Raw genomic sequence first — 16,579 nt, 5'->3', positions numbered from 1 at the left:
TTATCTCTTTATAAATTAATGTGAGGCTGGGGCAAAATTTTATTTGTCCCAGCCTTAACCATTCGTTATATCTGTATAAAGTGAATATATAGATAATCATAAAGTCGAATTCAACTTTTACCAAAGTAAGGCACATTATTTTGCTCTTGAACTAATATTATTCAAAGTATTGGAAGTGTATTTACTTTTACATTTACAGGCGGAATAATAATGGCGTCGCCTATCTCTCAGGCGTCAATTTGATGTAGAGAGAATGTGTATAAAGTGATGTGTATTTCGTTCACTTATCCCCCTTTTCTATGAAAGAGCGGCGAAAAATTAATTATTAGTTCTATCCATAATGTCATTTGCGTATAGTATTGCTATCACTACTTCCCTTGTTTTCTCCTTGATATATCAATACTAAAAAAGGTGCTGAATCATAGGAATGCTTTAAAACACACCCATGATTTAAACACCTCATTCTTATAATGGTTTATTTCTTGTCATTTGCTTCTACTTGTTTTTTATAAATTTCATACTGCTTTTCGTTTGGTTGTAACGATAAATCTAATTGTTTTCTTTCTTCATTACCATCTTTATATAATGAAATCATCATTAATATCACAACAACACTAAACGGTAACGCCGAGATAATCGCTGCTGATTGCAAAGCGTCTAATCCCGTATCTCCACCAGCAAGTAGTAATACATAAGCAATAGCAGCCAACGCTAATCCCCAAATGATTTTGATAAAACCTGAAGGATTTAATGTGCCATAAGCTGTTTGCATTCCTAATACAAATGTTGCTGAATCCGCTGAAGTAATAAAGAATGAAGCAATCAATGCTAACGCAATAATTGATAAGATGAAGCCAAATGGTAGTTCATTAAATATACCAAATAATTGCGTCTCAGGAGGTAATTTGAAAATCTCACCATGTGTTTGTCCTACATCAATTCCTGTAGCACCAAAAGCACTAAACCATATGATACTAATTACTACTGGCACACCTAACACTGCTATAACAAATTCACGTATACTACGCCCTTTTGAAATTCTAGCTATAAAAATACCTACAAATGGACTCCAGCTCATCCACCATCCCCAGTAGTAGATTGTCCAACTTTGAAGCCATTCAGCCTTTTGTTCATTTAGCGGGGCTACATCTAGACTATTAAAGATCAATGTATTTAAATAATCTCCTGTGCCACTTGTCATCATATTAACGATTAACAACGTAGGACCCACTATAAAAATAACCACTAATAATAAGCCAGCTAAAAACATATTTAAATTACTTAAATATTGAATCCCTTTACTCAAACCACTCCAGGCACTATATAAAAATAAGACGGTAACCACTGCAATAATGATACCTTGAATAAGCGCATTGTTAGGGATACCAAATAAGTAATTTAAACCTCCATTAATTTGAATTGCACCAACACCAAGTGACACTGCCACCCCAATAATTGTTGCAAATACACTTAATACATCCACTATGGCACCAATCGGACCATCAACCTTATCGCCTAATACAGGTCGTAATGTTCTAGAAATCAATCCATTTTCACCTTTACGGAATTGCGAATATGCTAATCCTAATGCCACTACACCATATACAGCCCATGGATGAAATCCATAATCAAGAAATGATGATCTAAATGCTTCTGACATTGCCGCTTTTGTTTCTGGATCGGCAGTAGGTGGTGCTAGATAATGCGATATAGGTTCAGAAGCCCCATAGAATACGAGACCAATTCCCATACCTGCACTAAATAGCATTGCCAACCACGATACCGTATGAAACTCCGGTTTATCAGACGGTTTTCCTAGTTTTAACTTTCCAATCGGACTGAATACTAAAAATACACAAAAGCCTAAAACAACTGTGTAAAGTAGCATGTAATACCAGCCAAATGTTTTTGTTACCCACGTCGATATGTATCCTGTTATTTCTCCAAATTGGATTGGAAAAATTGCACCAATAAGTACTAACAAACCCACAATTGTTGCTGAAAAAACAAATACACTTGAAAATCGCTTTTCATCGTCACCCAAAATTTGCACCACCTAAATAAATTATTATTATGTTGTACAGAATAACACACTGAAGATAGTAATCAACTTTCCATAAAATCCAGTATATTTATTTATACATATTTTATTTTTTGAAAATGCAAAAAACAGTACCAAACTCACGGTTTGGTACTGTTTTTAGGCTTATAAAACTGAGTCATATCTAATTGTTCTAATTTTAATAATTCAATTTTAGTGTCAATGCCACCACCATAACCTGTTAAACTTCCATCTTTTCCAACAACTCTATGACATGGAATGATAATAGAGATTGGATTACTTCCAACTGCCCCGCCTACAGCTTGAGAAGACATTTTCTCTTTACCTCTTTCTAACGCCACTTTTCGGGCAATATCACTGTAAGTTACCGTTTCTCCATGTGGTATTTCTAACAATATTTTCCAAACTGTCTCTCTAAAAGGAGTCCCTATAGCCTTCAAAGGAAAATCTATTTTAGGTTTATTTCCTGAGAAATAGCTATCTAACCAACGTGTAGCTTGTTCAAATACTGGTTGATTTTGTTTTACTAATTTATCATCATAATGTGATTCAATGTCTTGATGGTTTGGTAACCACAAACCTGTAATACTTTCTCCGTCAGAGGTTAAGGTGATTTGGCCAATCGGTGATTGATAAGTTGTTTTATAATACATAATATTCCTCTTCCCACCCTTTTAATTTTCTATAATCATAAAACTTTATTTGTTTTATGTAAATACTTAAGGGTATGTACAACTCATATAGAATTTAACTCTAGGAGGTTCTAAGTGAGACACTTCAAACACCACAACAAAAGTATAGAACTTAATTTTCATAAAAATCCAAAATCTGAGCGTATTACATTAATTTATAAAGCGCTCTACCAATTAAATGATATTATCTTAGGTTTGGTATTCCTATGTGGTAGCTTTTTATTTTTCAACAGTTCAACTGTAACAACTGGTACTGTATTATTCGTTATAGGCAGTATTCAAATGACTATAAGACCTTTGATTGCATTTACTCACGATTTACATTTAGCTTTTAAGCATAAATTATAAATTAAGGTAAAGAGGAGTAGAGAAAATAAGTCTTTGACTATCTATTTCTCTTTTCCTAATGATTAACATCTTAACTTGAAGCTATTTACATGTTAATCATTGAATTCATAATATGTGCGTTATATATACCTATCATCCATACCATATACGCATTGATTAAATAATTAGCTTGTTTTCAATCTAGTTTTAATCTTCCTAGTTGGAATAACCAGCGCACTCGCTAACACACCACAAACAACTAAACATGTCCCTACGATAAAACCTATGCTTGCTGCTGCTTCAATGCTACGGCCACTTTGTATTACAGCTGTATAAATAGAGGTCATAATTGCGATGCCAAATGCGCCACCTAGTGTAGATCCCATTTTAAAAATACCTGATGCTACTCCTACTTTTTCAGCTGGTGTAGTTGATACCGCCGTACTTAGAGCTGGCGTTGCAAACAAGCCGGTTCCTCCTCCAAAACATACCGCTCCTATTAATGCTACAATTATATATAGAGATTTATCAAAGAAAGTAAAACTAAAAAGTAATATGCCTAAAGCTGTAAAAATCGGACCGATAACCATTGCACGTTTTGCTCCAAAACGTTTAATACTTTTTTCACCTAATCGAACAACAAGTAATAATGTAATTAAATAAGGTAAAGTGAGCATACCAGCCTGGAATGCACTCAGTTTCAATCCACCTTGTGCATACATGTTAAACAAAGCGATAACACCTACACCTGTATTCAATAAAAAGTTTGCTAACACTGCGCCAATATATGATCTATTTTTAAATAATTCTAAATCAATAAAAGGTGTTTGTTTGGACTTTTCAAATTTATAAAATATAAAAATACACACGAAAAATAGTAAACTTAAGACTAATGTAGGGGTACTTAACCACCCAATTTTATAACCTTGTGTAATCACAAAACTAATACTTGCAATCATAATCACAAATATAATAAGACCTATATAATCAAACTGATTAGACGTTGATTTAACTAATTTACTTTCAGGTAAATTATTCAACAAGAATAACGCCAAAAGAGATAAAATAATAGATAATACAAAAATCGATTGCCACGATATAAATGTTGCCATTGCACCTGCGAAAAAAGAAGATAAACCAGTACCACCAAATGCGCCAATTGACCAATAACTTAACGCTTTTTGTCTTTCCTCACCTTCAAAAAAGTCATTTACTATTGAAATTGTGGCCGGCATTATAATAGCTGCTGATAGTCCTTGTACTACTCTCCCCGTGAGTAATAAACCAACATTTCCAGAAACGATTAACATAAGCGAACCTATAATACTAAGTATCAATGCAATTCTAGTCATCTTCACCTTACCAAGTTTATCTGAAAAATTACCCGCTACAACCATAAAAACGCCAGTAACAAATGAAGTTAAGCTAATTGAAATATTAACTATATCTGGACTAGTACTAAATGATGATTGTATCTTTGGCCCTATATTTAAAAAAGACTGCGCAAAAAGCCAATAAGTTAATATAGATAATACAATGCCAGTCAATAACTTACTTCCCGAAAAATTTTTAGTGTTTTCTGTCATAAAAGCATCCCCTATATTTAAATATAAATTCAATCAATATTTATAAAAATTCAAAACATCAATCAACGCTACATCTAAAGCGTTATATTCCACTATTAGATGCATGATTCTCCATTTTATAAATACTTACACTATAAATGTTATCACTTTTCTAACATAAAAGTGCTGAATTTAGATTAATTTAAAGAATTTTCTGATAATATAGGCGAAAAACTTTTTCATTTAGTCAAAATAGTTTCTTAATTGCATGTTTGAAATATTTTTTAAAGTAATATTTACGATGTATTCCTTTTCTATTAGTTACAAAGTAAAACATTGATTGTTCAGATATTAAGAGTTCGTTTAAAATATCGACGCCTTGTTCTGTTTGTGAAACCATACTTTGAGTTAAAAGTTTATTTTGCTTTCCTTCTAACTCTCCTACATACCAGTACACATGGCGTGGCTGTTTAAGTATTTCATGCTCTCTCATATATTTTAAAAACCCAGGATACCACATTGATGGAGATATTAATATATAGCTACCAAAAACATTCTTCTCCGTTAAAAGTCCATACAATGATACTAGTCCACCCAACGACGCACCTGCGATAGCTATATCTTTATGTTCCTTGGAAATACTGAAACATTTTTTCAAATACGGTAATAATTCATTAGCTATCCACTCTAAATAATCGTCTGCCTTACCACCATATTCAATTCCATTTACGTTTGTGTGCCAAGGTGTGTAGTCTTGCTTTCTGTCTTTAGGAACAACCCCTGCAAACACTACGTCTACCTTTACATCTTTAAATAAATAATCGCCATCTTGTACTATAACTAGTGGATAAGACTTCCGTTCAGTCTTAAAATAGTTTTTTGGTAGTTTTATTCTTATCTCATGATCTTGAAAATAAATACTTAATATGCTTAAATTCATTTCATATCACCTCACTTCAAGCATTAAAACCGAGAACAATCTATCTTAATTTATAAAAAGTTATACAATTCAATTTCATTATCTTTTGCGTATTCTAAAGCAAGTAGTTCTAATATATTAATCATTGCTGGATTCTCTTTCACTTTAATATATTGGAATTTTAAATTATAAGTTTCTGCCTTAATATTTTGTTGTTCCATTTCATCTAAGTTTTGTTGCGCACTAAACACTCTTCTAAATTTTGCTGTACCTGCGTCAGATTTGGAATTAAATTGACCTAATTTATCATTCAGATCTTTTTGTGTTAATTTGTACCCCGTCATAAATCCACCAGCTTGTCCCACAAATATAGGTTTTTTGTTATTAAATATGACAAAGACACCCTTTTCATTTTCAACTTCATTTCTACTTTCTTTATCAAATGTTGAGGCTTTTGATTTATCATACTTAAAAAGTTTTTTTAATGGTTTTTTATAACTATCTAGTAGTTCATTTATTTTTTTATCGCCATTCATCATAATCATCCTTCATCTTTTTATTGTCATTCTATATATACACTCAATAGTTAACTCATAAACTTTTATGACAATATTAAAGTTTATGAGTTAAATAATAGTTTAATAATCATTTTTACAACATAATTTAAGACACCTTGATGCTATAAAGTGAATAGTCATCAAGGTGTCTTAAATATTGGTTTATTTTAAATAGTTTAATACAGTAATACCTACCGCTTCCGCAGAAACTCGCATTGCTTTTTCACTAATTGTGAATTTAGGATGATGATGAGGATGAATATCCCCATTTTCTGGAGCTGCACCTGCATATATAAATGTACTTGGTACCAATTTAGCATAATATGCAAAATCTTCAGATGGTGGTTGTGGTTCACATCTTTCTACTTTTTTAATTGCATCTGTTTCTGCATTTTCAATAGAATCCACTACAAAACGTGTGAATGCCTGATCATTGTATAACGCAGGGTAATCGTCATGATATTCTAACTCACAAGCCACACCAAACATTGATTCTAAACCTTCTGACAAGCGTGTAACTTCATTTTTAATGGTACGTTTTGTATCGTCTGTTAATGCTCGAACATCTCCCTCAATAACGATGCTATCTTTGATGACATTAAATTGACCTTTACCATCAAATGAACCAATCGTTACGACGCCCGTTTCAAACGGATTCAATCTTCTTGATACAATCGTTTGGGCAGCATTAACAAAATACGCACCAGCAACTATAGCATCGTTTGCTGTATGTGGTGATGAGCCATGACCACCTTGTCCTTTTACTGTAAGTTTAAAAAAGTCTCTCCCAGTTTGCACGTTACCTTCACGATAAAAAACCGTTCCAGTAGGCATATGGCTCATAACATGAACACCTAACACATGGTCCACGCCATCTAACACGCCATCTTTAATCATTGCTTGTGCGCCTCCTGGTGGCACTTCTTCTGCAGGTTGGTGAATAACTACTACTTTGCCTTTAAATTGTTCTTTTAATTCTATTAATGTTTCAGCAAGTATTAACATGTATGCTGTATGAGCATCGTGACCACATGCATGCATCACACCTTTATTTTTTGAAGCAAATGATAAACCTGTATCTTCTTCAATTGGTAACGCATCAAAATCTGCACGAATAGCAATTGTTTTGCCAGGTTTCCCACTATCAATTGTCACTTTTAATCCGTTAGGCCCTATGTTAGTTTCTACATCACAATCTTTATTTCTATAAAACTCTTCAATATATTTTGGAGTTTGCTCTTCATGAAACGATAGTTCAGGATATTGATGTAGAAATCGACGAATTTCAATCATTCGTTCTTCTTTATCTTTCAATAACTCTATTAATTCTTTCACCATAATAGTTCCCCCTATAACGTGATAATTACATTATACACCTTTTGTTTTCAAAATATTTGTCAGCCCTATTGGGATTTTATTTTCTAATTTGTTTTGTTGTAGGCACCATAATTATAATAATGAATAAGGATAACAATGCCATAACAATGTTTAACCATAAGCCCGCTAATGCACCAATTTGTACATTAGTTAAATTTGCTACAATCCCATATAATGCCCCAGATAAAGCAATACCGAACGCACCGCCTAATGATGAAGCCATTTTGTAAATACCTGAGGCTACACCAACTTTATCTTCTGGTGAATTAGAAATAGCCATATCTGTCGAAGGTGTAGCATAAAATCCTAAGCCTAAGCCATAAAGTAAATAACCTAAAATACAGACAACTACATAAATCATACTGGGTAAAAAAGTAAGCGAAATTAAAATGATACCAACCATATTAAAAGAAGTTCCTAAAACCATTGGTTTCTTCGCACCAACTTTTTGTAGTACTTTTTCTCCAACACGAATCATTAATAATACGGTTGCTAAATATGTTATTGATAGTAATCCTGTTTGAAATGCATTAAATCCTAATCCTTGCTGTACAAATGTATTAGCAACTAGTAAAGCACCTGCCACACCATTCAATAAGAAATTAGATAATGTTGCGCCTGTATACGCCTTATTGTTAAATAGTTTAAAATCAATTAATGGATTATCTATTTTAACTTCAACTTTTAAGAAAATAATTGTCGAAATTATAAAAATGATTACAAGTCCTAAAATAATTGGTGAGAGTAATCCCAACGCACCACTTTGTGTAATAACAATATTGATACTTAACATTATAATTACAAATAAAATCAAACCAACATAATCAAAGCGTTTATTATTAGTTATTGGTGATTTCGTTTCAGGGGTTCCTTTGATTAAATACATTGATAATAAGGCAATAAGTATAGATAAAATAAAAATCCAACGCCAGCCAATAAATGTTGAGACCATCCCGCCGAACAGTGATGCTAAACCTGAACCTCCCCACGATCCTATTGACCAATAGCTCAATGCACGTTGTCTATCTTTACCATCAAAATATGCTTTCATAATTGCTAATGTTGAGGGCATAATAGCTGCTGCTGACAATCCCTGAATAACCCTGCCAATAATTAATAATATTGGTAAGTTACTAATGATAATTAATAATGATCCTATAATGCTTAACCATAAACCGATATAAGTTATCTTTACGCGGCCCACCTTATCAGCTAGACTTCCAGCGCCAACAACAAACATACCAGAGAACAGTGCCGTAATACTCACTGCGATACTGATTGTTCCGATATTACTGTGAAACGATTGTTGCAACGTAGGTACAACATTTAATAAAGATTGTGCAAATAACCAAAAAGTCACAACGCCTAGCACAATGCCTAAAATCAATTTATTGTCACCTTTATATGTTTGCGCATTTCCCTTTTGAGTCATTTTATGTTCCTCCTATTTTTAAATTTACAAATGACAAACAGGGAAGATAAGCTCAATTGTGAGATGTTTACAAAACATCTTCCATCAATGATACTTGCTATCCTCTCTCAAAAAAGATTGTAGCGCGCTTATTTCCTTCTTAATATAGATTATTTGCTATTTTTATATTCTTTTTATAATAACTTTGTGTACCTTTTTAGTAATGACAAAAAAAGAACTCCATTTTTTGTCATTACTACCAAACTTTACAATAACTACAGTATTCGTAACCATTATTCACTCAAAAAACTAACCTAGGGCATTTGAAGTTCAATACCCCTAGGTTAGCTCCTAAGTTTCTTCATTATAATATTTTCTAAATTCAATAATATGTAGTGCATTAGTCAGTAATTTTAAATGATATGTAATTGTATTTGTGACTTTGATTTCACTAATATTTAATTTTGGATAATTAACTCGATTTACGTAATCAATCGTTTCTTTATCCATACCATAACGTGTATTATATTGTTGCCATACTTTATATAACGCACCATGATTCTTATCTAAAGTGTAATGTTTAATTTTATACGTACCAGGTAAAGCATTTGTAATATTAAATTGATATTCATTATAGTTTACATCATTCGATGAATCATTCATCGTGAAATATGGATTATAATGTTCTGCATTCCATAAAACCAACTGAAAATGATTAAACGCACCTATAACCATACAATTTTCATTTTTATATAAAATTTGCTCAGAGAGTCTTGAAAACATTGTACTTGTAAAAAAGGCGGGTCTCTTACCTCCAAATTGATGATATAACTCGATACCATTCAACTGAGCAATAGTTTCTTTCTGACAGTATTGTTGATGTATCTCAAAATTTAACCAATACCCGATCGAACGAATGTCTTCATTCATTTCCACTAGTTGTTCAAAAATAATACCTGCGCGAAAATACGCGCCATTTGTATAATTTGTATTCCCTGTTAATGTATTCCACTTTAACAAAGTAAATGGTATACAATAATCTTTCAAACCTAACCAATGCTTAATTTGCTTCAATTTTAATTTAATATGTTTTTTAGTTTGGTTATATTGATTATCGTCGATTGATTTAAAATTAATCATATCATTTTGATTTGCACTAAAACTAATACTATCAATATTATTTCGATGACTATTTAAAATATACTTAACTGCAGTTGCTTGTTTTTCTGAATCAATGCTCGTATTCATTACTATTTTTATATGAGGAAAATAATTTTTAAATAATTTCAAAAGAGACTTAAATAACTGTTCATCATTAGTACTAATATAAACTATTAAATCAAGTGATTTTCTCTCCATTAATGTGTTATACATGTGTTCTAATAAATAAGTCATTTCTTGATAATATACTTTAAAGTTTACTCTTGTCTTAGGCGGATCTATTTCTATTCCTAAACCTATTTGATGTTCAATTAGAAAATCCAAGCATTCATCTAATTTCATATATGGGTGAATATTGGGAATTTCTTCATCACTTTCAATCCATTCATGTTCTACAAATTCCTCTTTGATTGGGTCTTTGATTAGCACATGATTTACGCCAATATTATTTTTAACTTCAAGCAATTGTCTTCTAAATCTTTTGATGAGTAATACTTCTAAGTTCCCTATTTGTATGACATGATCATACGGTAACAGCCTTTGTTTTGTTTCTTTGAGTCTAATGTCTATTCTTTTTTGAGCCTCAGGTGACTGTAGTAACATCTCATCTGTTTGGTAAATATATAATGATAAATAATATAAGTATCTTTGATAAATAACTTCTTTTTGCTCTTTGTTGATGGTTTCCACTAATTCTATATTTTTATATTTTTCTCTAAATTGAGAAGGCGTTAATTTCATATGTGCTTTAAAATGTTTTAATAAAGTGTTCGAATTACTGAACCCATGTTTCACAGCAATTTGTGTAATTGAGTTATCCGTCATAACTAAATCTTTCTTACAATGTTTCAGCCTTATATATATGATATATTGACTAAATCCCATACCAACTTGTCGTGTGAATACTTTAGATAAATAAGTAGTACTGAGATGTACCATATTGGCTACTTCATTGAGCGAAATACTATTACTATAATTATTTTCTATATAATTGCATACAAATGCCACACGATTATCCTCTACACTTTTCCTATAAAAATCATTACGTTTTGTAGGTAAAAACCGTGCAATAATAAACATTAATTCTATCAATTGTTGTTCTATATATAAGCGGTAAAACTCACCTTTTCTGATATAAACAATCCCGATTTTAGCTACAATATTTACAATTTGTTTATATATTGCATTTTGTATATGTGCTTTATCCAATATATAAATTTTATCCGTAAAGTCAGTTAAGTACTGTTTTAAATAATTTTCTGTTAAATGAAGCACGATACATAACGTCTCTTCGTCTTTCTTATATCTATAAGGTTCGTGATGGTTAATAATGAAAACATCACCTTTATTGAATTCATGAGATTCGTTAAAATTCCAAATTGACATATCGTTATTTAATATCAAACCAATTCTTAATCCTTGGTTAATTTGGGTACTATTATTAGTTACTTTCATCAAATCAATACTATAAAAAGTTTCCATAATTCACCTCTTTATAGTTTACTATTTTAAAGAAATATTCCCAATAATCTATAAAATCTAGAATTTGTTCTTTTTTTGACAAAAAGATAGTAGAACAAAAGCCTAATTAGTTCAAAACAATTTCATTGTTCCATCCTATCGAATGTAACTAGGCGTGAACTATGTTTGATAGCATCGCCTTTCAACCCCAATAACACGTATAAACCTCCCCTCTTTAAAATTATAAAAAATAGCCATGAATAAATCTATTGTCATAGATTTTCATGGCTAATCTTAGTATGTGCTCTTTAACAAGTATTTACTTTTTATCTGATTTATCTATATCATCTTTTAACCCATGTCCTTCTATATCGACACTTGGCAAGATTCTGTTTAACCATGCAGGCATATACCATGATGCTTTACCGAATAATTTAGTTAATGCTGGTACTAATATTAAACGTACGATAACTGCATCAAAGAGTACACCAAATGCGAGTGCTAATCCCATCGATTTAATCATCACATCATCTTGGAAGACAAAGGCAATAAAGACACTAAACATGATTAATGCAGCTGCAACAATCACTGGACCACTTTCTTTAATACCTACTTTTATAGCATGTTCATTATCATGTGTTACTGTATATTCTTCATGAATACGTGACATTAAGAATACTTCATAATCCATTGCTAAACCAAATAACAGTCCTATAGTTATAACAGGTAAGAATGCAAGCAATGGCCCAGTAGTATCGACACCAAACAATCCAGACATTACACCTTCTTGCATAACTACTGTTGTAAATCCAAGTGCTGCCATTAAGGATAATACAAAACCAAGTACTGCTTTTAAAGGTATAATAATCGAGCGGAATACGACCATTAATAATATAAAGGCTAGTGCAACAATTACGCCAGCAAACAATGGAATTGCCTCATTTAATTTTTGGGACATATCTATATTAATAACACTTTGGCCTGAAACTTCTGTCTTGAAGTCATATTCATCTTTAGCTTTATCATTGTAATCTCTTAAATCATGAACCAATGTATTTGTTGATTCTGCGTTTGGTCCTTTTTCAGGTATAACTGCGATCATCGCAAAGTCTTTACTCTCGCTTAGTTGTGGAGCTGTAACTACATCAACGTTATCCATATCGTTAATATCTTGACGCATAGCTTTCAAATCATTCTGTAAAGCTTGAGGATTATCTTTTTGATTTTTAACATTTACTAACATTGCGATTTGACCATTAAATCCTTCGCCAAATTTATCCGAGATAATATCATATGCTTTTTTCTGCGTGGAATCTGCAGTCTTCATACCATCATCCGGGATACCTAAACGCATGTCTTTAACTGGTATAGCAACTAATATTAAAATAATTAAGCCAACCAATATAGCTAATAATGGTTTTCCTACAACAAATTTTGACCACCCAGTATCGTTATCATTTTTAAATTCTGATTTCGTTCTTTTAGGTTTAATTTGTTTATGGAATATACTAATTAGTGCTGGTAATAGAGTAAGTGCACTTACCACTGCTACAAATACACTGATTGCTGAAGCAAATCCCATAACAGCTAGGAAATCTATTCCAACAAGAGATAGACCACATACTGCAATAATTACAGTGACACCAGCGAATATCACTGCACTACCTGCAGTACCTACTGCTAGCCCAATTGCTTTAATATGGTTAGTTTCTGTCTTCATTATTTGTCTGTATCTAAATAATATAAATAATGCATAATCTATTCCAACTGCTAAACCAATCATAACTGCTAAAGTCAAAGTAACATTAGGAATATCGAATGCATATGTAAGTAACGAAATCACACCTACACCTGTACCTAATCCAAGTAATGCACTGATGATTGGTAAACCTGCAGCAATAACTGAACCAAATGTGATTAATAGTACGACAAAGGCTACAATGACACCTATTATCTCAGAAGCGCCACCAATTTCTGTAGACTCCATACCTGTACCCATTAATTCAACCTGTACATTATGATCTTCTTTAATTTCATCTACTTTTTCTTTGATATTATCTTTAGAGCTTGATTTTAGCGATGTTGTCTTAACATCATAATTCACATCTGCAAACGCAGTTGTTTTATCTTTACTAATCTGTTTACTATCATATGGATCTGAAACATTTTTGACATCTTTATCGTCATCTTTTATATCTTTCAAAGCCTTTTTGATGTCTTTAGTCACATCAGGCTTAACGATACCTTCTTTTGCATCGCTTTTTAATACAACTCTTATTTGAGCTTTTTCACTATCTTGACCAAATTCATCTTCAATTTTCTTGTTAGTATCGAGTGATTGTAAGCCATTCATAGTAATGTCATTATCGAACTTCGGCGCACTTATTGTAAGGGGAATAATAATAGCCGCAAGCAAAACTATCCAAGCAACAACACTCCACCATTTATGCTTAGCCACAAACGATCCTACTCTATATAAAAACTTTGCCAAACTATTGCCTCCTAAATTAATCAACGTTATAGTTTAAATATATACTGTAGATTATTTCTATCCACATATTAAATGCTTTACCCTTTTATTAAAAGAATTAATTATTAGAATTTGTATATTTAAACTACAAATAAGGAGAAATGTATATTGAACACAAAAGATTTACGTGTTATTAAAACTAAACGTGCCCTCTCTCAAAGTTTCTATGAATTGCTTGAAAAACAAACTTTCTCAACTATTACAGTGAATCAAATATGCGAAAAAGCATTAGTACATCGTACAACATTTTATAAACATTTTTATGATAAATACGACCTTTTGATTTATTTAATTAAGTTCGTGACAAAAGATTACTTTTCAATCGATTTAAAAGAACGTATCAATGCGCCCTTTTCAGTAATAGATAGAACTAGTGATGTGATTGAATTGCAACGTATCAAGGATAAACAAGAACATGACAAAGAGTTTGAACGTACGATATCAAATCATTTCATCAGCGTTTTACAGAATGATATTAAAGAAAATGAGCACCGTATCTCAGTAGATTCTGAAATTCCTGCCGAACTTATATTTTATGTTTATGGTGCGAGCCTGTTTGGATTTACAGAATGGATTAGAGAACAATGTATCGAACTACCACCTGTTGAACTAGACAAGTATTTCAGAAAATTAATTAATATCCAAGTCATAGATGAATAAAAAAAGAAGCGACGTACACAATCAATTTTGATTGCGTATGCTCGCTCCTTTTAATCATTTATTTTTAGAACATTTCTGAAACAACTTTTTGCTCTAAGAAGTTTAATAAGTAGTCAGGACTTCCTGTTTTAGCGTCTGTACCCGACATTTTGAAACCACCAAATGGATGATAGCCTACAACTGCTGCAGTACAACCACGATTAAGGTATAAGTTACCTACGTCATAAGACTCTACAGCTTCGATCCAATTTTCACGATTATTTGTAATCACTGCACCAGTTAAACCGTAATCAGTATCATTAGCAATTTCTAATAATTCTTCAAAGTCTTTACCTTTAACGAATCCTACAACCGGACCAAAGATTTCTTCTTGCATAATTTGGTCACTTGATTTAAGGCCAGAAATAATTGTTGGTTCAATGAAGTAACCAGTAGAATCATCTGTGCCTCCACCTTGTTCTAACTTACCTTCTTTACTACCAATTTCAATATAGTTCTTAATTTTATCAAATTGTTTTTGATTAATAACAGGTCCCATATATGTGTTATTTTCAGTGTTACCTAACGTTAAGTTCTTAGTTAAAGCTATTGCTTTTTCTAACACTTCATCATATACATCTTTGTGTACGATAGCACGAGAACATGCAGAACATTTTTGTCCCGAGAAACCAAATGCAGAAGTTACAATAGACTCTGCAGCTAAATCTGTATCGATGTTTTTATCAACAACAATCGCATCTTTACCGCCCATTTCAGCAATAACACGTTTTAAGAATTGTTGACCATCTTGTACTTTTGCAGCTCTTTCAAAGATTCTTGTACCTGTTGCACGAGAACCTGTAAATGTTACAAAGTGTGTGTGTACACTATCTACAAGATAATCACCGATTTCTTTTGGATCACCTGGAACAAAGTTAACAACGCCTTTAGGTAGTCCCGCTTCTTCTAAGATTTCCATTAATTTATAAGCAGTTAATGGCGTATCTTCAGCAGGTTTTAGAAGTACTGTGTTACCAGCAACTACTGGTGCCAATGTTGTTCCAGCCATGATTGCGAATGGGAAATTCCATGGTGGGATTGTTACACCTGTACCGATAGGTTTATAGAAATATTTATTATGTTCTCCTTCTCTATCTAATACTGGTTTACCATCTGCAAGCTCCATCATTGACCTTGCATAGTATTCAATGAAGTCAATACCTTCTGCAGCATCACCGACAGCCTCATCCCATGGTTTACCTGCTTCATAAACCATTACAGCTGAGATTTCTTCTTTACGACGTCTAATAATCGCTGCAACTCTAATTAAAAATTCTGCGCGGTCTTTGTGAGACCATCTCTTCCAAGATTTATATGCTTCATTAGCTGCATCAAATGCATCATCTACATCTTTTTGCGTTGCTTTTGAAACTTCAGCAATAACTTCAGAAGTATTAGCCGGATTGATAGACTGATACGTATCTTTTGTAAATTTCTCTTCCCCGTTAATAACTAAAGGAATTTTTTGATTCAATTCACCTTTAACTTTCTCTAAAGCTTTTTTGAATGACTCGACATTTTTACTATCTGTAAAATCAATGCCTGGTTCGTTGTGATAATTGACTACCATTTTTCTACCCCCATGTAAGTTTGTAAATAGAAAACTAAATGGAAATGTTTCCATTCTTATTGCCATTGTATAGTTATCAAACAATAATTGCAATCGCTTACAACATTTTTTATTAAAATAAATGGTATTGAACTTATTTCATCCATTACGTTGATATTTGAAATTTTATTCAATCACATTTATTATTGCACCCATGAATATATAATATATAAATTTAATAATTTGTAATCTAAACTTTACATTTAGAC

Annotated in this window: 11 protein-coding genes and 1 pseudogene; 2 read left to right on the top strand and 10 right to left on the bottom strand. The window is 32.1% G+C overall.

The window, feature by feature from the left end:
- Nucleotides 1-475 precede the first annotated feature (475 nt).
- Both ACW5YJ_RS03495 and ACW5YJ_RS03490 read right to left on the bottom strand, forming a co-directional pair.
- The gene (locus tag ACW5YJ_RS03495) at nt 476-2,044 is read right to left on the bottom strand and encodes a BCCT family transporter (RefSeq protein ID WP_457338491.1); all 1,569 of its coding nucleotides are present in this window, start codon (nt 2,042-2,044) and stop codon (nt 476-478) included.
- Nucleotides 2,045-2,181: 137 nt separating this feature from the next.
- Complete coding sequence (locus tag ACW5YJ_RS03490) at nt 2,182-2,715, bottom strand: methylated-DNA--[protein]-cysteine S-methyltransferase (RefSeq protein WP_135091964.1); 534 nt, start codon at nt 2,713-2,715, stop codon at nt 2,182-2,184.
- Between the two features lie 114 nt (nt 2,716-2,829).
- On the opposite strand from ACW5YJ_RS03490, the gene ACW5YJ_RS03485 reads away from it, so the two are divergent.
- Nucleotides 2,830-3,102: a YrhK family protein gene (locus tag ACW5YJ_RS03485; protein ID WP_135091966.1), complete on the top strand. Its 273-nt coding sequence runs from the start codon at nt 2,830-2,832 to the stop codon at nt 3,100-3,102.
- Nucleotides 3,103-3,266: 164 nt separating this feature from the next.
- Here the strand turns inward: ACW5YJ_RS03485 and ACW5YJ_RS03480 are convergent, their stop codons facing one another.
- The 7 genes and pseudogenes from ACW5YJ_RS03480 to ACW5YJ_RS03450 form a co-directional block, all read right to left on the bottom strand.
- Nucleotides 3,267-4,667: an MFS transporter gene (locus ACW5YJ_RS03480; RefSeq protein WP_107552009.1), complete on the bottom strand. Its 1,401-nt coding sequence runs from the start codon at nt 4,665-4,667 to the stop codon at nt 3,267-3,269.
- 226 nt (nt 4,668-4,893) lie between these two features.
- Entirely contained in the window at nt 4,894-5,586 is a 693-nt protein-coding gene (locus ACW5YJ_RS03475) for an alpha/beta hydrolase (protein WP_017723772.1), read from the bottom strand.
- Between the two features lie 50 nt (nt 5,587-5,636).
- The gene (locus ACW5YJ_RS03470; RefSeq protein ID WP_017723773.1) at nt 5,637-6,101 is read right to left on the bottom strand and encodes a hypothetical protein; all 465 of its coding nucleotides are present in this window, start codon (nt 6,099-6,101) and stop codon (nt 5,637-5,639) included.
- A gap of 183 nt (nt 6,102-6,284) precedes the next feature.
- Nucleotides 6,285-7,460 (bottom strand): M20 family metallopeptidase, encoded by a 1,176-nt coding sequence (locus tag ACW5YJ_RS03465; RefSeq protein WP_457338490.1) that lies wholly within the window; start codon nt 7,458-7,460, stop codon nt 6,285-6,287.
- A 76-nt stretch (nt 7,461-7,536) separates the two neighbouring features.
- On the bottom strand, nt 7,537-8,931 hold the full coding sequence (locus ACW5YJ_RS03460; RefSeq protein ID WP_457338489.1) for an MFS transporter: 1,395 nt from the start codon (nt 8,929-8,931) through the stop codon (nt 7,537-7,539).
- 330 nt (nt 8,932-9,261) lie between these two features.
- On the bottom strand, nt 9,262-11,553 hold the full coding sequence (gene aryK / locus ACW5YJ_RS03455; RefSeq protein WP_457338488.1) for a transcriptional regulator AryK: 2,292 nt from the start codon (nt 11,551-11,553) through the stop codon (nt 9,262-9,264).
- 328 nt (nt 11,554-11,881) lie between these two features.
- A pseudogene (locus ACW5YJ_RS03450) lies at nt 11,882-14,023 on the bottom strand (MMPL family transporter); the annotation flags it as partial.
- 147 nt (nt 14,024-14,170) lie between these two features.
- Between ACW5YJ_RS03450 and ACW5YJ_RS03445 the strand changes: the two are divergent.
- A complete protein-coding gene (locus ACW5YJ_RS03445) occupies nt 14,171-14,722 on the top strand; it encodes a TetR/AcrR family transcriptional regulator (protein ID WP_017723778.1) in 552 nt (183 codons plus the stop codon).
- A 64-nt stretch (nt 14,723-14,786) separates the two neighbouring features.
- On the opposite strand, the gene pruA is transcribed toward ACW5YJ_RS03445, so the two are convergent.
- On the bottom strand, nt 14,787-16,331 hold the full coding sequence (pruA, locus tag ACW5YJ_RS03440) for an L-glutamate gamma-semialdehyde dehydrogenase (RefSeq protein WP_017723779.1): 1,545 nt from the start codon (nt 16,329-16,331) through the stop codon (nt 14,787-14,789).
- Between the last annotated feature and the right edge of the window lie 248 nt (nt 16,332-16,579).

This window comes from Staphylococcus sp. mip270_02 (genome assembly GCF_054031535.1).
This window is presented reverse-complemented; position numbering and strand designations above follow the sequence as displayed.